Raw genomic sequence first — 18,922 nt, forward strand, 5'->3', positions numbered from 1 at the left:
AGTAGATAGAAAGGGGAAAATTATGAATTTCTGGTTTTCAGAGAATCATACGCCAAATGTAAAAATTTCCATCCGGGTGGATCGCCAGCTTTACAGCGGAAAGAGCGAGTTTCAGCGGATCGATGTCTTTGATTCGCCGGAATTTGGGCGGTTTCTGACTTTGGATGGATATATGATGCTGACGGAAAAGGATGAATTTATCTATCACGAAATGATCACGCATGTGCCGATGGCAGTGCATCCGTTGGTCAAAAAGGTACTGGTAATTGGAGCCGGGGATGGAGGCGTGATCCGGGAGCTGACCCGCTATCCGGAGATCGAGCACATCGACATGGTGGAGATCGACCCTTTGGTGGTGGAGGTCTGCCGGAAATATCTGCCGAAGACAGCGTGTCGTCTCGATGATCCGAGACTCTCGATCCACTATGAGGATGGGTTGAAATATGTCCGCTTTAAGGAAAATGAATACGATCTGATCATCGTGGATTCGACTGACCCCTTTGGACCGGGCGAGGGGCTTTTTACCCGGGAATTTTACGGGAATTGTTATAAGGCGTTAAAAGAGGACGGCATCATGGTCAATCAGCATGAAAGCCCGTTTTATGCCGAAGACGCGGAGGCGTGCAAGCGGGCTCATAAGCGGATCGTGGAGTCATTTCCCATCAGCCGCGTCTATCAGGCACATATCCCGACTTACCCGTCCGGGCACTGGCTGTTTGGATTTGCGTCGAAGAAATACCATCCGTTAAAGAATTTGGATGAGACAAGATGGAACCTGCGGGGGCTGGACTGCCGGTATTATACGACGACCCTGCATAAAGGGGCATTTTACCTGCCGGCATATGTGGAGGAGATGTTAGAAGATGTTGAAGGCAAATATTGAGACGTTTCTGGCGTGTGACGCCAGCTATGAGAAGGCAGGGATCGTGCTCTACGGCGCGCCGTTTGACTCGACCACTTCGTACCGCCCGGGCACCCGGTTCGGCTCACGGGCGATCCGCTCGGAATCCTATGGGCTGGAATCGTATTCACCGTACCAGGACCGTGATCTGACCGATTACGCCGTGTTTGACGCGGGCGACCAGGAGCTCTGCTTTGGCGATGCATCGTTAGCGTTAAAGGATCTGCGGGAGCGGGCGGCGGAGGTTGCCGGGGATGGCAAGATCCCATTTATGCTGGGCGGCGAGCACCTGGTGACGCTGGCACCGGTGCAGGCACTGGCAGAGAAATATCCGGATCTGCATATCATTCATTTTGATGCACACGCCGATCTGCGGGACGATTATCTGGGCGCGAAACTTTCCCACGCCTGTGTGCTGCGCCGCTGCTGGGAAGTCCTGGGAGACGGCAGGATCACGCAGTTTGGTATCCGCTCCGGCGACCGGGAGGAATGGCGCTGGGGAAAAGAACACGTGACGACGCATCCATTTATCGTGGATATGGAAGTCCTTCAGGAAACGCTTCGGAAACTGGAAGGAAAACCGGTGTATTTTACCCTGGATCTGGATGTGCTGGATCCGAGTGTATTTCCGGGAACAGGAACGCCGGAACCGGGCGGAATCAGTTTTGAGGAACTTCGACGGGCAGTCACGCAGATCTGCAGCACGGCACGGATTGTTGGATGTGATGTGAATGAATTATCCCCGGCGCTGGATGCGTCCGGTGCATCGACGGCGGTGGCGTGCAAGATTGTAAGGGAGATGCTGCTGGCGCTGCTGGGAAATCCAAAGATTAGGTAAGAAATGTTTTTGGCGGGTCCCAAGGTCAAAAATTCTCCTGCAAGCAAGCTTGCGTCGAACTTCTGACCTTTTGACCCTGTTATCATCAAATAAAAGTGTGTGTTTGAGACATGAACTGAAAAGTGTTTGAACAAAAGCAAATGTGAAATTTGGATTATAAAATGGAACAAAAACAGAGTACATTTCAGAATACAGGAGGAAAAAAGATGGGAAAAGCGTTAATTATCGGATGTGGAGGCGTAGCTTCCGTAGCAATTCACAAGTGCTGCCAGAACAGCGAGGCATTTGAGGAGATCTGCATTGCAAGCCGGACAAAGTCCAAATGTGATGCGCTGAAAGAAAAATTAGAGGGAACCACCAAGACGAAGATCCAGACCGCACAGGTGGATGCAAACAACGTGGACGAGCTGATTGCCCTGATTGAGAAATTTAACCCGGATGTGGTGCTGAACCTGGCGCTTCCGTACCAGGATCTGACAATCATGGATGCCTGCCTGGCGACGAAGACCCATTATATCGATACTGCGAACTATGAGCCGGAGGACACGGCAAAATTTGAGTACAAATGGCAGTGGGCATATCGTGAGAAATTTAAAGAGGCGGGCATTACCGCACTGCTGGGAAGCGGCTTTGATCCGGGTGTAACCGGCGTATTTTCAGCGTATGCGCTGAAACATGAGTTTGACGAAATCAACTACATCGACATTCTGGATTGCAACGGCGGCGACCACGGCTATCCGTTTGCAACCAATTTTAACCCGGAGATCAATATCCGGGAGGTGTCGGCAAACGGTTCTTACTGGGAAGATGGACACTGGGTAGAGACGAAACCGATGGAGATCAAGAGAGAGTATGATTTTGACGGCGTCGGCATGAAGGATATGTACCTGCTTCACCATGAGGAGATCGAATCGTTGGCGCTCAATATGCCGGGAATCAAGCGGATCCGCTTCTTCATGACCTTCGGTCAGAGCTACCTGACCCATTTAAAGTGCCTGGAGAATGTCGGCATGACCTCGATCGAGCCGATTATGTACGAAGGAAAAGAGATCGTACCGCTGCAGTTCTTAAAGGCAGTTCTTCCGGATCCGGCATCCCTTGGTCCGCGTACCGTTGGAAAAACAAATATCGGATGCATTTTCCAGGGTAAGAAGGATGGAAAAGAGAAGAAGTATTACTTATATAATATCTGCGATCATCAGGAGTGCTACAAAGAGGTTGGTTCCCAGGCGATCTCCTACACAACCGGTGTACCGGCGATGATCGGCGCGATGCTGGTGATGAATGGAACCTGGCAGAAACCGGGCGTTTATAATATTGAAGAATTTGATCCGGATCCATTTATGGATGCGTTAAATAAATGGGGACTTCCGTGGAAGGAATCCTGGGATCCGGCACTGGTGGATTAAGGTAAAAATGCTTCCATTAAGAAAATGGTTTTATTTTGCGTTTTTTTAGGCGCAGGAAGAGAACGGACACGGAAGATGGAAGAAAGAAAGGAAGGAAAACAGATGCAGGAACGGGAGGCGGCTGGGGTTCTCCGGGACACGGCGGCGATCCGCACACCATTTTATGTGGTGGATGAGACGCTTTTAAAGAAAAATCTGGAAATTTTGAAGGATACGGCAGAGCGGGCTGGATGCCGGATTCTGCTGGCACAGAAAGCATTTTCCATGTATTCGGTCTACCCGCTGATTCGCCAGTATCTGTCGGGAACCGCGGCGAGCGGGCTTTATGAGGCACGGCTTGGAAAAACGGAGTTTGGCGGGGAGACCCATGTGTTTTCTGCCGCCTACCGCCCGGATGAGTTTGATGAGATTTTAAATTATGCCGACCACATCGTTTTTAACACGCCGGGGCAGGTGCTGAAATTCGGTGAAAAAGTAAAAAAAGCCGGAAAACAGGCGGGACTCCGGCTGAACCCGGAGTGTTCCACGCAGGAGGGGCACGCGATCTATGATCCGTGTGCGCCGGGATCCCGCATGGGGACGACTCTTTCGATGCTTTCGGAGGCTGTAAGCTTTGAAGAAACTATCCTTCCGTATCTGGATGGATTCCATATGCATACGCTCTGCGAGCAGAATTCAGATGACCTGGAGACGACGCTGCGGGCAGCGGAGGAGAAGTTTGGAGCCTGGTTTTCAAAGGTAAAATGGTTGAACCTGGGCGGCGGACACCACATTACGAGAGAAGATTATGATCGGGAACGCCTGATCCGTCTGGTGCGCGGGCTGCGCGAAAAATATGGGGTAGAAGTATACCTGGAACCGGGCGAGGCAGTTGTCTTAAACGCAGGATTTCTTGTGACTTCCGTGCTGGAGACGATGGAAAACGGCATGCAGATTGCAATTCTGGATACCTCGGCGGCCTGTCATATGCCGGATGTGTTGGAAATGCCGTACCGTCCGCCGCTTATCGGAGCGGGAGAAGCGGGCGAAAAGCCGTATACGTTCCGCCTGGGCGGACCAACCTGTCTTTCGGGAGACTGCATCGGGGATTATTCGTTTGATGCACCGCTAAAAGAGGGCGGGCGGCTGGTGTTTGGCGATATGGCACTCTATACGATGGTCAAAAATAATACCTTTAATGGAATGCCGCTTCCGTCGATCGTATACCGGCATGAAGATGGGACAGCGGAAGTGGTGCGGGCGTTTGGATATGAGAATTTTGTGGGACGGTTGTAAGCTTGGGGCGAATCGGGGATTGTATTTTTTTATTAAAAAGAGTAAAATGAAATGACTTGCAGAAAGATTACAAAGAATGTCTGCGAGTACAGCCGTTATACATTGTTACACAGTATGGGAATAACGGTTACACAAGTTTTAGAGAATAAAAGGATAGAGAGATAAAGTTATGATACAGGATATCGCACCACATCGCTATGACAATACATACCACATTCAGAAACCTGGAGCACAGGACTACGTCTTCTGCATCCAGAAAAGCCGGATTCTTCTGCGTGAGACCGTGGAGGAACATGTGCTTACTATCCCGCGCCGGGAGGAGATTGAGGCGGCAGTTCCGGAACTGATGGATCGGGCGGTTTATCTCTTTTCGGTTGATGAGAAGCCGTATTTTCTGGTCAGTGTGCCGGAGAAAGAAGCGGAAGAGATTCTGGCAAAGCTAAAAGAAGGTGCTGGTCAGATGCCTGTTTCAGACAAAAATCATATGGAAGCTGGGAAGATGGCTTCTGGTGCACTGGAAGGGGCAGAAAAAGAGCCGGAGCAGCTTTGCTATGCATGGAAAACGTCAACCGACATCCGTGCGATGGAGCCGATGCACCAGGCATTTGCAGCGATCACGGCGGTGCAGCTGTGGCGCTGGAGACAGAGCCGTCAGTTTTGCGGACGCTGTGGGGCAAAGACGCAGGACAGCAAGAACGAGCGGGCACTCGTCTGCCCGGTCTGCGGTCAGACGGAATATCCAAAGATCTCCCCGGCAGTCATCGTGGCGATCACGAACGGGAACAAACTTCTTATGTCGCGCTACCGCGTCAACCACAGTACCTACCGTGGGTATGCGCTGATCGCTGGATTTGTCGAGATCGGAGAGACATTTGAAGAGACCGTCCGCCGCGAAGTGATGGAGGAAGTCGGGCTGAAAGTTAAAAATATCCGCTATTTCAAGAGTCAGCCGTGGGCGTTTACTGATACGGAGATGATCGGATTTTTTGCAGAACTGGATGGGGATGATAAGATCCGGCTGCAGGAGGACGAGCTTTCTGAGGCAGGCTGGTATACGCGAGAGGAGATCCCGGACGATGCACGCCTCATCAGTGTCGGAACCGAGATGAAGATGTATTTTAAATACGGTCCGGACTGGGAGAAAAAGTGGCAGGAACACCAGAAATGATGTGTTGATATATCGTTAATGTACACAGGTAGGCACTTTTGGAACCGAAAGTGCCGTAAGAAAACGTGGTGGCAGCAGGAATTTGCCGTATTTAAATGCGGAGCCACGGCAAATTCCGTTACTGGGCACGTATGCGTGAACAGTAATGATATAGCTCTGGGGAATACTAAGCATTCCTTTTAATTAGTTGACAAACTGAGAATTGGTTGCTATCATTAAGGCTATACGAACAAGACAGAAGATCAAGGTGGGAAGATTGCATGAGCAGAATTGTGTTATCACTGCTGGTAGATAATACTGCCGGCGTTTTAAGCCGTGTGGCTGGACTTTTCAGCCGCCGCGGATATAATATCGAAAGTCTTACAGTTGGCGTGACCGCGGATCCGAGATACTCCCGTATGACGGTTGTATCGCTGGGCGATCATCAGGTTCTGGAGCAGATTCAGAAGCAGCTTGGAAAACTGGAAGATGTACACGACATAAAGGAACTGCGGGAAGGTCATTCCGTATACCGTGAGCTGATGCTCGTCAAGGTGAGGGCAAATGCGAACCAGCGGATGGCGATCAATGCGATTTCCGAGATTTTCCGTGCGTCGATTGTCGATGTGGGAAAAGAATCTGTCACTGTTATGCTGACAGGCGACCAGTCCAAACAGGACGCGCTGATTAATCTTCTGGAAGATTATGAGATTCTGGAATTAGCCAGAACAGGTCTTACAGGTCTTTCCAGAGGTGCCGATGATATCCGCTATCTGCCATAGTACATCAGTCGATAGACTGGATACAAGGCATTCAACAGGTTTACAAAGTTTGGTCCAAAGACGCACAGAGAGGCGCCGGTCTATGCTTTATAATAAATTTATTTTATTTTTGTTAGATCCAAGGAGGAAATGAAAAATGGCAGCAAAGATTTACTATCAGGAAGATTGTAATTTATCCTTATTAGAAGGACAGAAGATTGCTATTATCGGTTACGGCAGCCAGGGTCATGCACATGCCCTGAACTTAAAAGAGTCCGGATGCGATGTTATCATCGGTCTTTACAAGGGCAGCAAGTCTTGGGCAAAAGCAGAGGCACAGGGATTTAAAGTATACACCGCAGCAGAGGCTGCAAAACAGGCTGATATCATCATGATCCTGATCAACGATGAGCTTCAGGCAGATATGTACAAGAAAGACATCGAGCCAAATCTGGAAGAGGGCAACATGCTTATGTTCGCTCATGGCTTTAACATCCACTTCGGATGCATCAAACCGCCGAAGAATGTCGATGTAACCATGATCGCTCCGAAGGCACCGGGTCACACTGTAAGAAGTGAGTATCAGGCTGGTAAGGGTACACCGTGTCTGGTAGCAGTAGAGCAGGATTACACAGGCAAGGCACTTGACCGTGCACTGGCTTATGGTCTTGGCATCGGTGGCGCTAGAGCAGGCCTTCTGGAGACTACATTCCGTACCGAGACTGAGACAGACCTCTTCGGTGAGCAGGCAGTTCTTTGCGGCGGTGTTTGTGCTCTGATGCAGGCTGGTTTCGAGACTCTGTGTGAGGCTGGTTATGACCCGAGAAATGCTTACTTCGAGTGTATCCACGAGATGAAGCTGATCGTAGACCTGATTTATCAGTCTGGTTTCGCTGGTATGAGATACTCCATCTCCAACACAGCTGAGTACGGTGATTATGTAACCGGACCGAAGATCGTTACCGCTGAGACAAAGAAAGCTATGAAGAAAATTCTGTCCGATATCCAGGACGGTACCTTTGCAAAAGAGTTCTTACTGGATATGTCCCCGGCAGGTCGTCAGGTACACTTCCAGGCTATGAGAAAGCTTGCTTCCGAGCATCCGTCTGAGAAAGTCGGCGCAGAGATCCGTAAGCTTTACAGCTGGAACAACGAGAACGATAAGCTGATCAACAACTAATCGTTTTTCGAATATAGGAAATCTTATACAGGGCTGCTGCAGGTTTGCAGCGGTCCTGTTTTTTTGTTTCATAGGAAATTCTTTGGAATGTTCTATTACACAAAAAGGCACATTCTTTTTATATGAATGGGAAAGGAAACGCGGATGAAACGCTATGATGACGTAAATATAATCAAGGCATACGCCTGTCTGGCGGTCTTTGGAAGTCACTGGTTCGGTACATTCGGGAGCTGGGGCAGCAATAAGGTAAATGCGCTGATGGAAATAGGACCGCTTCCCCTGCTCCGCTATGGAACCTTCGGGGTTAGTCTTTTTTTGATGATCAGCGGAATGCTGATAGCCGATAAGGTATATTCCGGGCGATTTACTTCGTGGAGCTTAGAGATCCTGCGCCGCTATCTGAAACTGACCTGCCCGTTGACGGTCACATTTCTGCTGGCATATCTATTTTACCGGGGCGGTCTCTTCTACACAGTGCGGGTTGCGCCGCGTCTGGAAAATGAGTGGCTGAGCAACTTTTACAGCTATCTGCCAGGCGGTCTGAAGGCGCTCCGCTATGCCTGGTTTGATACAATCTTCAAGGCTGATTCAACGTACTATGGTCCGTCCTGGATGCTGACCTACACTTTCATGGGAAGTATTCTGACTCTTGTACTTTCATCCGCCCTCCGGGAAGTAGGAACCCGCCAGAAAATCCTGATTCTGGCAGGCGTCGCGGCAGTTCTGATCGGAATGAACAGCTTTTATATCTGCCTGCTTCTGGGAAATGGGATCTGTCTGCTGATGCGGGCAGTTGAGAAGTCCATGAAAGAAAGAGAGCGAAAAGAGAATCTGCTTAAAGATGGAGAAGGAAAATATGGCATCTTTGGCGCTGCCCTCTGGATTTTCAGCATCTGGTTCGTCCGAAAATCGTTCTGGATCGGAACCACATTGGGAGCGCATGGATTTCCAGGCGGACTCGGAACCATGGAATTCTATGGTCATGTTGCTGCATTCCTGATGATTTTAGGCTTCCGTCTCTTCTGGCTCGGCGGTCTGGAGACCTGGCTTCCGGAGACTCTCAAAAAAATCATTCTGTGGATCGGCGAGTATAGCATGGGAATCTTCCTGACGCACTGGCTTGTGATTGCCAGCTTTTCCTGTTGGTTTTACAGCATTTATTCCGAGGCGGGGGAAAAGCTGGCGATCGGGGTGAATTTGGTTCTGAGCTGTATTTTAATTGGAATTTGTTCGAAAGTATATGTCTGGCTGGTAGATGGGAAAATATTCCCATGTGTGTGGAAATGTGCGAAGAATATTTTAAAATAAAATTGAAAAATAGGAACTAAACAGAAAAAGTCCGGCATATGGCAGCTTGACCGCCATGCGCCGGACTTTTTCGTTTCATAGGAAATGACGTCCGTGTTGCCAATTATTTCATTATTCCGAACAAAATTGCACAAAATCATTCATCGTCCGCGTCATCGCCGACGGATGATAAGCAAATCCAATCGTCCGGTTTCGGATTGGCGCTTCCAGCGGGAGTTCGATCAGCGAACCATCCTTTAATTCTTCCTGCACAAACTCGCGGATCACACATCCGATTCCGAGCCCCGTTTTGGCAAATTCAATCAGAAGATCCATCGTCGTCGCCTCTAAAATCTGCTTTGGTTCAATTCCGTGCTCTGCAAAGTACGCATCAATGTGGGTGCGCGTCATATTGCTGCGGTCGAGCAACAGGATTGTCCCGGATTCGAAGGGATCGACATCGGCACCTTCGCGGATCCGCAGATTTTCCAGATAAGACCGGGTACAGACAAAGGTGTCCTCGATTCGCATGACGGGAAGAAACGAAAGGTAGCGGCGGTTTTTGGGCTCGGCGATCAGACCGATGTCGAGCTTCTGCTGTTCTAGCATCGAGATTGTGCGTGCGGTGTCCTGACTTTCAATCAAAATGCGGACATGCGGGTACTGTGCAATAAATTCTTTTAAATAAGGAAGAAGAATATATTTGCACAGAGTGTTGCTGACGCCGATCTTGAGCTGTCCGATGTGGAGGTTCTGGATCTGTTTTAGCTCATTTTCACCGCGATCCAGTGCTTCAAAGGCGGCTTCCACATGCTGAAATAAGACCTGTCCCTCTGCGGTCAGGGAGACGCCGCGGGAATTGCGGATAAAAAGTGCTATGCCGAGGCTTTCTTCCAGCTTGCTGATTGATTTGCTGATCGCGGGCTGGCTGATAAAAAGTTCCTTGGCGGCGCGGGAAATATTGCCGGCGCGTGCAACGGCGTAGAAAATACGGTACTGGGTTAAATGTTGTTCCATAATACTCCTTTATATCTATAAAATTACTGTTCACGCATACGTGTCCAGTAACGGAATTTGCCGCGGCTTCGCATTTAAATACGGCAAATTCCTGCTGCCACCACGTTTTCTTACGGCACTTTCGGTTCCAAAAGTGCCTACTCGTGAACAGTAACACTATAACTTCGACTCATAGTATCTATTAATAATATATATTTGTATTATAACAGAACCGGTGCTATAATACAAACATAAAAAAGCAAAAGATGGCAGCGGCACCGTTGGAACAGAGTTTTTTCCTATAACAGTAAGGGCATCGGAGCCGTTGCCAAGTATGTATATGCAGGAGGAAATAAATCATGGGAATGACAATGACACAGAAGATCCTGGCAGCGCACGCGGGTCTTGCAGAGGTAAAAGCAGGACAGTTGATCGAAGCAGATCTGGATCTGGTTCTTGGAAATGATATCACAACGCCGGTAGCGGTCAATGAGATGAAGAAGATGGACAACCAGACGGTATTCAATCATGACAAAATTGCGCTGGTTATGGATCATTTTATCCCGAATAAGGATATCAAGTCGGCGGAAAACTGCAAATGCTGTCGTGAATTTGCCTGTCGTCATGATATCACCAACTATTTTGACGTAGGAGAGATGGGAATCGAGCATGCACTCCTTCCGGAAAAAGGTCTGGTTGTAGCAGGTGACGCAGTCATCGGTGCGGATTCCCATACCTGTACATACGGCGCACTTGGCGCATTCTCTACAGGTGTCGGCAGTACCGATATGGCAGCTGGCATGGTAACCGGTAAGGCTTGGTTCAAGGTACCGTCCGCGATCAAGTTCAACCTGATCGGCAAACCGGCAAAATGGGTCAGTGGTAAAGATGTCATTCTTCACATTATCGGTATGATCGGCGTAGATGGCGCGCTGTACCGTTCCATGGAGTTTGTCGGCGAGGGCATCAAGAACCTTTCCATGGATGACCGTTTCACGATCTGCAACATGGCGATCGAGGCAGGCGGCAAGAACGGTATCTTTCCGGTTGATGAGAAGACCATCGAGTACTTAAAAGAGCATTCTAAACGTGATTTCAAGGTATATGAGGCAGATCCGGATGCAGAGTATGACGAAGAGTACACCATAGACTTATCCGAGTTAAAGCCGACCGTATCCTTCCCGCATCTTCCGGAGAATACGAGAACGATCGATGAGGTGGGTGACATTGCGATCGATCAGGTTGTCATTGGCTCCTGTACGAACGGACGTATCGAGGATATGCGTATCGCAGCTGAGATCTTAAAGGGCAGAAAAGTGAAAAAAGGTCTGCGCTGCATCGTGATTCCGGCGACACAGGCGATCTATTTACAGTCCATGAAAGAGGGACTTTTAGAGACCTTCATCGAGGCTGGTGCTGTTGTCAGCACTCCGACCTGCGGTCCGTGCCTGGGCGGTTATATGGGTATCCTGGCAGAAGGCGAGAGATGTGTATCCACGACCAACCGTAACTTCGTTGGACGTATGGGACACGTGGATTCTGAGATTTATCTGGCAAGCCCGGCAGTGGCAGCAGCCAGCGCCATTACCGGAAAAGTGAGCGGACCGGCGGAACTGGGACTGTAATAGGCATAAAAGTTTAGGAATAAGTAAAACGGATGTAACTGTTCAGTAGATCTGCGGGTGACTGTGAAGGTGCTGAACAGTTACAAACGGATATTACGGTTCGGGGAAGGGGTTCCTGCAACCGTAGGTGCCGTCTCGTGAATTGGAATAAAATAACAGGATAAATCGCAGGAGGATATAGAAATGAAAGCAAATGGACATGTATTTAAATATGGAGACAATGTAGATACAGACGTTATCATCCCGGCAAGATACTTAAACTCTCCGGATGGCAACGAGCTGGCAAAACATTGTATGGAAGATATTGATAAAGAGTTTGTAAATAAAGTACAGAAGGGTGATATCATCGTAGCAAATAAGAACTTTGGCTGCGGTTCTTCCCGCGAGCATGCGCCGCTGGCAATCAAATGTGCAGGAGTAAGCTGTGTTATTGCTGAGACGTTTGCACGTATTTTCTACCGCAACTCTATTAATATCGGTCTGCCGATCATCGAGTGCCCGGAGGCTGCAAAAGCAATCGCGGCTGGTGATGAGGTAGAGGTTGATTTTGACAGCGGTGTGATTACCGATAAAACCACCGGCCAGAGCTTCCAGGGGCAGGCGTTCCCGGAGTTCATGCAGAAGATCATCACAGCCGGTGGACTGGTAAACTATATCAACCAGAAATAAGAGGAGTGCACTAAATCTGTCTCCAGAAAGGATATAGCTTATGACAAAAACAAACGTAATGCGTCTTTTAGACGCGGCTGGAATCGATTATGAAGCAGGCGAGTATGAAGTAGATGAGGACGACTTATCCGGCAGCCATGCGGCGGATATGATGGGGATGGACCATGACACGATGTTCAAAACGCTCGTTTTAAAGGGCGATAAGAACGGTTATCTGGTCTGCTGTATCCCGGTCGATGAGGAGCTGGACCTGAAAAAGGTGGCAAAGGCTTCCAAGGACAAGAAAGTGGAGATGATCCATATGAAGGAACTTCTTCCGCTGACCGGCTATATGCGAGGTGGTTGTTCCCCGATCGGCATGAAAAAGAAGTTCCCTACTTATATAGAAGAAACAGCGCAGATTTTCGACAAAATCAGCATCAGCGCGGGTCAGAGAGGTGTTCAGGTCATTCTGAATCCGGAGGAACTTGCAAAATATGTGGATGCACAGTTTGTAGCGCTGATCTAGAGTGGTAAGGAGTCTGTCTGACACCTTTACAGATACCATAATTGTTCTATTACAGTTGACATAAAAAACAGGCGACTTGATTCGCCTGTTTTTTTGACGGGCAGAATTTAACAGAATTGTAAAAAATTGAAAATTTTATACCAGCCAAAGTTTATAAAAATTGGGAAGAAAAAGCAAAAAAGTTTATAAAATGCTCACATAAATATTAAGGAAAAGTTAAATGAGAATGTGATTTGTCACAAAAATGTAAAAAAGACGTTGACTTTGAAGCCGGAAACCACATATAATGTCTCCCGTCACTTGAAGGAAGCGGCACAGGCAGAGAGGATCTGTCCTTAGCTGTCAGAAAAAATCAGACAGCCAAAGAAGATGCCGCAGATGTTAAATGGCAGTCAGACCGGTTTTGGGAGGACTGCACTGATAGAAAGAGGAGAGTGTATGCCAAGCATTGACACATTTCTTCAGACTGCTTATCAGTTTATAAAGGCATTATTTGTCCGTGTGACAAAAAGGATGTACCGGACCGTAGCCGTATTGATGACGGGGGCAGCGGTTGTGACGGTGATAGCATTTAATTCGGTCAGTTTTGGCGGCGTTGGCAAAAATGCAGCCTCGGCACACCGGGAATATCCGGATGATGTGGAACTGACAGAAATGCTGCAGTCAGAAGAAACGACAGAGACAGAGAGCTTATCAGAATTTACGATTCTCGCCTCCAACGAGGAAAGTCAGCATCTACTTGGACAGAGGCTGGAGCAGGGGATTCAGGATGAACTTGCGAAGGAAGCTCTGGAAGTAGAGGTAATCGAACGAGAAGTACGAATGCAGACCCAGCAGGCGGCGCAGGAAGCAGAAGAACGGGAGCGCCGGGAACGCGCAGTCATCTCTTACAGCGATGAAGATTACAGTGTTCTGCAGAAAATTGTGCAGGCGGAGGCGGGTGTGTGCGACGACAGGGGAAAGATACTGGTTGCAAATGTAATCATCAACCGGGTGAAAAACAAGAAATTCCCGAACAGCGTTAAAGCCGTTGTGTACGAACCATCCCAGTTCTCACCGGTACTGGATGGAACGATCAACAGCTGTAAGGTAACGCAGCAGACAATTGACTGCGTCAACCGTGCACTGGAAGGCGAGGATTACTCGGGCGGCGCCCTGTACTTCATGAACCGCGGAATCTCTGCTTCCTCCAATGTACGCTGGTTCGATGGCAAGCTGACCTATGTCATGCAGCATGGTGGACATGAATTTTACAAATAAAGAGTGAAACACGTTACTGTTCAAGGGTAGGCACTTTTGGAACCGAAAGTGCCGTAAGAAAACGTGGTGGCAGCAGGAATTTGCCGTATTTAAATGCGAAGCCACGGCAAATTCCGTTACTGGGCACGTATACGTGAACAGTAACGGAAACACAGAAAAGAAAGATGGCTGGAGAAAAGTTGTCTTTCTTTTTTGCGTAAAATGTATTAGAATGGTCGTAAGCAATGAAAATGTAGTTTTTTCAAGCTGGTGTGCTGCGGAGTAATGCACTGCGGACTACAATAAGGAGAACGAACCATATGAACCATATCATACTATTTGACCTCGACGGAACCCTTACAGATCCGAAGGAAGGCATCACAAAGTCTGTCCAGCATGCGCTGCAGGCATACGGGATCGATGAGCCGGATCTGGATAAACTGTGTCCGTTCATCGGACCGCCGCTGTCGGACAGTTTTAAAGAATATTACGGATTCAGCGAAGCGCAGGCGCGCGAAGCGATCGGCCATTTCCACGAATATTTTACGAAACAGGGAATGTTTGAAAATAAAGTCTATCCGGGAATCCGGGAGATGCTGACACGTTTAAAGGATGCCGGTCTTACGCTGGCGGTGGCAACTTCAAAGCCGGAACCGTTTGCTATTCAGATTCTGGAGCATTTTGATCTGCTTTCCTACTTTACCCTGGTTGGCGGGGCGGATATGGAGGAGATCCGGGTCCGCAAAGGCGATGTGATTGCCTACACGCTGGACCGTTTGGGAACAACACCGGAGGAATCGAAGGTTATCATGGTGGGCGACCGGAAGCACGATATTATCGGGGCGCATGAAAATCAGCTCCCATGTGCGGCAGTGCTGTATGGATATGGTTCCCGGGAAGAGTTTACGGAAAACGGGGCAGACTACCAGATTGAGACGGTGGAAGAGCTGGGAGATTTCCTGATGAAGTGGGGAGAAGTATAAAAGACAAAAAGAAGCTTCTTAATCCGTTACTGGGCACGTATGCGCGAACAGTAACAACCTGACCGCATTATCAGAAAATGGAACTTGAAAAAACATCCGACTTGCGGTATAATAGCCGTATCAAAAGAGAATATTTGTAATTCCTGGGATGCTCGACAACTCTTGCTTTTTTTGAACCTACATTTTGACTAACGGGATTCCGATATTTTTAGATGGATGTCAGGCCTCCTCTCGAGTGGAAGACAGAAATCTAAGTGAGGTTGCCCACCTAGCAGCGCTAGGCGTCAATATGGTAAGAGCCGGCATTTTGGGGTTACAAAGGATAAAAGCAGCGAGCAATCGCTGCTTTCTCTGTAAAAGAAAGTGTGTAAAGAAAATGTAACATTTTCCAGAAGCACATTGTAAAATCAGAAAAGAGGAACGGATAAGAACATAAGTATGGAAAAAAGAGATTTCAAAGAATACATTTATATGGGTATGACGGCAGTTTCGGTGATTGCGGTCTGCATACTGCTCTGGTTCAGCATCCAACACTGGGATGTGGTGTCGGCGGGCACCCGCAAGGTTGTGAAAATCCTTGCGCCGATTCTCTGCGGTGCGGTGCTGACGTATCTGACCGCCCCGGCATATAACTGGGTAGCAGGGATCGTGGAAAAGACCCTTGGCTCTGTCACTAAGAATTCCAAATACGTCCGTGGTGCAGCCCGGATGCTTGCGACGGCAGCATGTCTGGGGCTGGTTATTGTGCTTGTGGTAGGGATGTTCCAGCTTATGATCCCGCAGCTGATCGAGAGTTTGATCGGCATTCAGGATTCATTTCCGCTGTATGTGCAGAATGTGTATGAATGGATTCAGCGTATTTTGAAAAATAATCCGGAGATCGAAAATATGGTTCTGAGCAGTTTTGAAAATAACCTGGCAGTTTTTCAGAACTGGGCGGAGAAATCGTTTACCAACATTGATATGCACCGGATTGGACAGATCGTGACAGGCCTTTCCAGCAGCGTGCTGGGTGTCCTGGAATTTATCAAAAATTGGCTGATCGGTCTGATCGTCATGGTGTATCTGCTAAATATCAAAGATACACTGGCAGCACAGGGAAAGAAGATTGTTTATGGCTGCCTGAATCTAAGACAGGCGAATCTGGTAATCGAGGAGCTCCGGTTTATCAATCAGATGTTCGGCGGCTTCATCATCGGCAAGCTGGTGGATTCCCTCATTATCGGTATTATCTGTTTCATCGGTGTGACGATCTTAAATATGCCGTTCCCGATGCTTTTGAGCGTCATTATCGGTGTGACGAATGTGATACCTTTTTTTGGACCGTTCATCGGTGCGATACCTGCAGCGTTCCTGGTATTCTTGGTCAGTCCGCTCCAGTGTGTGTATTTCCTCATCTGGATTCTGCTTCTGCAGCAGTTTGACGGCAATATTCTGGGACCGAAGATCCTGGGCAATTCGACAGGACTTTCGAGTTTCTGGGTACTGTTTTCGATTCTCTTCTTTGGCGGACTCTTTGGTTTCGTCGGCATGATTATCGCAGTACCGGCATTTGCGGTTATTTATGACTTGATCTCCCGCGCGGTGCACCGGTCGCTGCGGCTTCGGAAATTGCCGATGGAGACAGACGAATACCGGAAGTTAGACCACATTGATGAGAAAACAGGAACGTTTATGGAGTTAAATAAAAAGTGACTGTGAATGAGAAAGGACAGTTAAAAAATAAAGGCGGCTGGAGAAATATGGAAAAGAAAACAGGCAGATCGCGAAAGGCAGTACAGTCTCTGAAACCTAAAAAGCTGGTTTACTGGGCAGTGGCGATTCCGGCTTTTCTGGCACTCCTGCTCTTTGCAATTGTATTTTTGGATCACTCGGATAATGATATTTCACGCGCCATGGCATCGAAAGCTATGGCGTTATCATTTGCAGACCGGGACGACATCGTTGCGTCGCAGGGAGAACACGGAAGCCATTTTGGAACGCCGGATCAGGATGAATGGTATGCCAAATATATTGACTATATGATTGAGGAAGGCTATCTGGAGCCGGGAGACGAGAAGATAAGTAAAAGCTACGCGATGGGCGCACTGACCTATGGCGAAGCGGCATATGCGGCAGATCGCGTTTCAAAAGGGCTTTCGAGCGCCCTGAATGTATCTAAAAATAAATATAAAAAGGCAATGCCGAAGGAAGAATGGTGGCGGTTTTATGAGTCATTCTTAAAAAAGGCAGATTCGGAAAACGCGGTCAAAAAACAGAAGCTGGTGCTTTATGGAACACCGAAAAATGTGAAGGAAGCAGCGGCATGGACGGCATATACGGATCAGGGAACGATGAATTTTGAGGGCGTGTCGCTGGATGCCTGCATCGATCGGAAGATCGAGGTCTATGAGCGTGATGGTTCGATCATCACGCTGTGCGGCGTACAGTCTGAAAAAGTTACATATAAGAATGTCTGGATCGTTCCGGGAGAATCGGGTGGGATGGATGTGTATATTGGCACGATCGTCCGGACATTTCCAGAGGAAGAAAAGCTCAAGGATCGTACCGATGGCGTGCTGGCGGATGTCGAGCTGGATAAGGGCAAGATCCGCAAGCTGTCGCTCAAGGAAGATATGATCGAAGGAAAGGTACTTTCGGTCAAGGATGATACGATCGAGATTGACGGGTACGGAACGCTGAAACTGGACGATGATTTTAAAGTATATAAAACATATGGAGTCGTCAAGGAGCAGAAAAAGCGGGATGTGCTGGTCGGCTATGATCTGGGAAAATTTGTCGTGGCTGGCAAAAAGGTTTGCGCAGCACTCTTAAATCATGATTTTTCAGCGACGAACATCCGCGTGCTGATCATGAATGATGATTATTCCTCCTTGTTTCACACGAAGGTGGTACTCCAGTCGGACAGCACGATGCATGTGACCTGGGGCGAATCAGAGGAGACTTTGAGCCCGGGAACGAAATTGTCCGTGAGTCCTGGCGATGACCGTCTGAAAGAAGGGCGCATGACGATCACGCTGGAAGACCCGCAGAAGGAGATCCGCATCCTGAGTACCAAGCGGGCGCAGGGAACGCCGTCGTATTTCGGCAGCTTCGAGTTGAGCGAGGAGTCGGATGGGCTGCTTCTGATCAATGAGCTGGACGTCGAAGATTACCTGACACGCGTAGTGCCGAGCGAGATGCCATCTAATTATGAGCTGGAGGCGCTCAAGGCGCAGGCAGTTTGCGCACGGACGTATGCCTACCGGCAGATCAAGGCGAATGCATACAGCCGTTACGGCGCACACGTTGATGACAGCACGAACTATCAGGTGTACAATAATACAGAGAGCAGTGAGCGGACGAATCTGGCAGTCAAGGAGACGGACGGGAAGATTGTATATTACAACGATACTCCGGCGGAAACGTATTATTTTTCAACTTCCTGCGGATATTCGACCGATGGAACGATCTGGGGCGCCAGCAAAGACGAGGTTCCGTATCTGAAAGGGATCGGTTTGACGGAAAAGAAGAAGATTCCGGATTTGACGGACAACGACACATTTCTCAAGTTTATCCAGGGACAGGGTGAGCAGAATTATGATTCCTCGTTCCCGATGTACCGCTGGAAAACAACGATCACGAATAAGAAGCTGCAGCAGAAGGTAGATACCATCGGCGAGATTCAGGGTATTTTTGTGACTTCCCGCGGTACGGGTGGCATCGCCCAGACGGTGCAGATCGTCGGAAGCGAGGGAACCAAGACACTGAAAGGTCAGAGTCAGATCCGGAGTGTCCTCGGCTCGGAATCACTCGTTTATAAGAAAAATGACGGAACCGAACTGACAGGATGGAGTACGCTACCGAGTGCCTTTTTCTCGGTGGATGAAACTGCCAGGGATGAGGAAAAAGACATCCGCACATTTACCATCTGGGGCGGCGGCTACGGTCACGGAGTCGGCATGAGCCAGAACGGCGCACAGGAGATGGCGCGCGAAGGCAAGAATTATGAAGAGATTCTGATGTTCTTTTATGATGGGGTTGAAATTCGGGATTGTGAGGAAGATTAGATTTAGAAGATGGCTGCGCTGAAAGGGCACGGTCAGGATTCCTCCCCAAATGATA

At 48.7% G+C, this 18,922-nt stretch carries 16 protein-coding genes and 1 other RNA gene; 16 read left to right on the forward strand and 1 reads right to left on the reverse strand.

Annotation, left to right across the window (positions count from 1 at the left end; all coding sequences use genetic code 11):
• Positions 1 to 22 precede the first annotated feature (22 nt).
• The 8 genes from speE (at position 23) to DW720_RS07205 (ending at position 8,819) form a co-directional block, all read left to right on the forward strand.
• The gene (speE, locus tag DW720_RS07170; protein WP_107000123.1) at positions 23 to 883 is read left to right on the forward strand and encodes a polyamine aminopropyltransferase; all 861 of its coding nucleotides are present in this window, start codon (positions 23 to 25) and stop codon (positions 881 to 883) included.
• Positions 864 to 1,739, forward strand: a complete 876-nt coding sequence (speB, locus tag DW720_RS07175) for an agmatinase (protein ID WP_118626931.1) — start codon at positions 864 to 866, stop codon at positions 1,737 to 1,739. Before speE ends, speB begins: the two co-directional genes overlap by 20 nt.
• 206 nt (positions 1,740 to 1,945) lie before the next feature.
• Positions 1,946 to 3,148 carry a saccharopine dehydrogenase family protein gene (locus DW720_RS07180; protein ID WP_022360539.1) on the forward strand — a complete coding sequence of 401 codons (1,203 nt, stop codon included), beginning with the start codon at positions 1,946 to 1,948 and terminating at the stop codon, positions 3,146 to 3,148.
• 102 nt (positions 3,149 to 3,250) lie between these two features.
• Positions 3,251 to 4,423, forward strand: coding sequence for a carboxynorspermidine decarboxylase (gene nspC, locus DW720_RS07185; RefSeq protein WP_118749480.1), 1,173 nt, complete (start codon positions 3,251 to 3,253; stop codon positions 4,421 to 4,423).
• 169 nt (positions 4,424 to 4,592) lie between these two features.
• Positions 4,593 to 5,591 carry an NAD(+) diphosphatase gene (nudC, locus tag DW720_RS07190; protein WP_118749434.1) on the forward strand — a complete coding sequence of 333 codons (999 nt, stop codon included), beginning with the start codon at positions 4,593 to 4,595 and terminating at the stop codon, positions 5,589 to 5,591.
• A gap of 260 nt (positions 5,592 to 5,851) precedes the next feature.
• Complete coding sequence (ilvN, locus tag DW720_RS07195) at positions 5,852 to 6,352, forward strand: acetolactate synthase small subunit (RefSeq protein ID WP_118651104.1); 501 nt, start codon at positions 5,852 to 5,854, stop codon at positions 6,350 to 6,352.
• Positions 6,353 to 6,488: 136 nt separating this feature from the next.
• Positions 6,489 to 7,511, forward strand: a complete 1,023-nt coding sequence (gene ilvC, locus DW720_RS07200) for a ketol-acid reductoisomerase (RefSeq protein ID WP_118482033.1) — start codon at positions 6,489 to 6,491, stop codon at positions 7,509 to 7,511.
• A gap of 144 nt (positions 7,512 to 7,655) precedes the next feature.
• Positions 7,656 to 8,819, forward strand: coding sequence for an acyltransferase family protein (locus DW720_RS07205; protein ID WP_182436525.1), 1,164 nt, complete (start codon positions 7,656 to 7,658; stop codon positions 8,817 to 8,819).
• A gap of 111 nt (positions 8,820 to 8,930) precedes the next feature.
• Here the strand turns inward: DW720_RS07205 and DW720_RS07210 are convergent, their stop codons facing one another.
• Positions 8,931 to 9,815, reverse strand: coding sequence for a LysR family transcriptional regulator (locus tag DW720_RS07210; protein ID WP_118749436.1), 885 nt, complete (start codon positions 9,813 to 9,815; stop codon positions 8,931 to 8,933).
• 338 nt (positions 9,816 to 10,153) lie between these two features.
• On the opposite strand from DW720_RS07210, the gene leuC reads away from it, so the two are divergent.
• The 8 genes from leuC to DW720_RS07250 all read left to right on the forward strand — a co-directional run bounded on the left by leuC (position 10,154) and on the right by DW720_RS07250 (position 18,867).
• Positions 10,154 to 11,419: a 3-isopropylmalate dehydratase large subunit gene (gene leuC, locus DW720_RS07215; RefSeq protein ID WP_022359392.1), complete on the forward strand. Its 1,266-nt coding sequence runs from the start codon at positions 10,154 to 10,156 to the stop codon at positions 11,417 to 11,419.
• A gap of 183 nt (positions 11,420 to 11,602) precedes the next feature.
• On the forward strand, positions 11,603 to 12,088 hold the full coding sequence (gene leuD / locus DW720_RS07220; RefSeq protein WP_022359393.1) for a 3-isopropylmalate dehydratase small subunit: 486 nt from the start codon (positions 11,603 to 11,605) through the stop codon (positions 12,086 to 12,088).
• 40 nt (positions 12,089 to 12,128) lie between these two features.
• Positions 12,129 to 12,596 carry a Cys-tRNA(Pro) deacylase gene (gene ybaK / locus DW720_RS07225; protein WP_117796452.1) on the forward strand — a complete coding sequence of 156 codons (468 nt, stop codon included), beginning with the start codon at positions 12,129 to 12,131 and terminating at the stop codon, positions 12,594 to 12,596.
• Positions 12,597 to 13,034: 438 nt separating this feature from the next.
• Positions 13,035 to 13,856 carry a cell wall hydrolase gene (locus DW720_RS07230; RefSeq protein WP_118749437.1) on the forward strand — a complete coding sequence of 274 codons (822 nt, stop codon included), beginning with the start codon at positions 13,035 to 13,037 and terminating at the stop codon, positions 13,854 to 13,856.
• 299 nt (positions 13,857 to 14,155) lie between these two features.
• On the forward strand, positions 14,156 to 14,818 hold the full coding sequence (locus DW720_RS07235) for an HAD family hydrolase (protein WP_118482037.1): 663 nt from the start codon (positions 14,156 to 14,158) through the stop codon (positions 14,816 to 14,818).
• A gap of 137 nt (positions 14,819 to 14,955) precedes the next feature.
• Positions 14,956 to 15,136, forward strand: a non-coding RNA gene (gene ssrS, locus DW720_RS07240) — 6S RNA.
• Positions 15,137 to 15,256: 120 nt separating this feature from the next.
• Positions 15,257 to 16,513, forward strand: coding sequence for an AI-2E family transporter (locus DW720_RS07245; RefSeq protein ID WP_107000114.1), 1,257 nt, complete (start codon positions 15,257 to 15,259; stop codon positions 16,511 to 16,513).
• A gap of 47 nt (positions 16,514 to 16,560) precedes the next feature.
• A complete protein-coding gene (locus DW720_RS07250; RefSeq protein WP_242995777.1) occupies positions 16,561 to 18,867 on the forward strand; it encodes a SpoIID/LytB domain-containing protein in 2,307 nt (768 codons plus the stop codon).
• Positions 18,868 to 18,922 lie beyond the last annotated feature (55 nt).

The sequence above is a fragment of the Clostridium sp. AM27-28 genome (genome assembly GCF_003480955.1).
In the GTDB taxonomy this organism is placed as follows: domain Bacteria; phylum Bacillota; class Clostridia; order Lachnospirales; family Lachnospiraceae; genus Otoolea; species Otoolea fessa.

Coding starts and splice junctions, on each gene's coding strand:
- nspC (WP_118749480.1), top strand. CDS start 3,251: ATGCAGGAACGGGAGGCGGCTGGGGTTCTCCGGGACACGGCGGCGATC.
- ilvN (WP_118651104.1), top strand. CDS start 5,852: ATGAGCAGAATTGTGTTATCACTGCTGGTAGATAATACTGCCGGCGTT.
- ilvC (WP_118482033.1), top strand. CDS start 6,489: ATGGCAGCAAAGATTTACTATCAGGAAGATTGTAATTTATCCTTATTA.
- speE (WP_107000123.1), top strand. CDS start 23: ATGAATTTCTGGTTTTCAGAGAATCATACGCCAAATGTAAAAATTTCC.
- speB (WP_118626931.1), top strand. CDS start 864: ATGTTGAAGGCAAATATTGAGACGTTTCTGGCGTGTGACGCCAGCTAT.
- nudC (WP_118749434.1), top strand. CDS start 4,593: ATGATACAGGATATCGCACCACATCGCTATGACAATACATACCACATT.
- DW720_RS07180 (WP_022360539.1), top strand. CDS start 1,946: ATGGGAAAAGCGTTAATTATCGGATGTGGAGGCGTAGCTTCCGTAGCA.
- DW720_RS07230 (WP_118749437.1), top strand. CDS start 13,035: ATGCCAAGCATTGACACATTTCTTCAGACTGCTTATCAGTTTATAAAG.
- DW720_RS07235 (WP_118482037.1), top strand. CDS start 14,156: ATGAACCATATCATACTATTTGACCTCGACGGAACCCTTACAGATCCG.
- DW720_RS07245 (WP_107000114.1), top strand. CDS start 15,257: ATGGAAAAAAGAGATTTCAAAGAATACATTTATATGGGTATGACGGCA.
- ybaK (WP_117796452.1), top strand. CDS start 12,129: ATGACAAAAACAAACGTAATGCGTCTTTTAGACGCGGCTGGAATCGAT.
- leuD (WP_022359393.1), top strand. CDS start 11,603: ATGAAAGCAAATGGACATGTATTTAAATATGGAGACAATGTAGATACA.
- DW720_RS07210 (WP_118749436.1), bottom strand. CDS start 9,815: ATGGAACAACATTTAACCCAGTACCGTATTTTCTACGCCGTTGCACGC.
- leuC (WP_022359392.1), top strand. CDS start 10,154: ATGGGAATGACAATGACACAGAAGATCCTGGCAGCGCACGCGGGTCTT.
- DW720_RS07205 (WP_182436525.1), top strand. CDS start 7,656: ATGAAACGCTATGATGACGTAAATATAATCAAGGCATACGCCTGTCTG.
- DW720_RS07250 (WP_242995777.1), top strand. CDS start 16,561: ATGGAAAAGAAAACAGGCAGATCGCGAAAGGCAGTACAGTCTCTGAAA.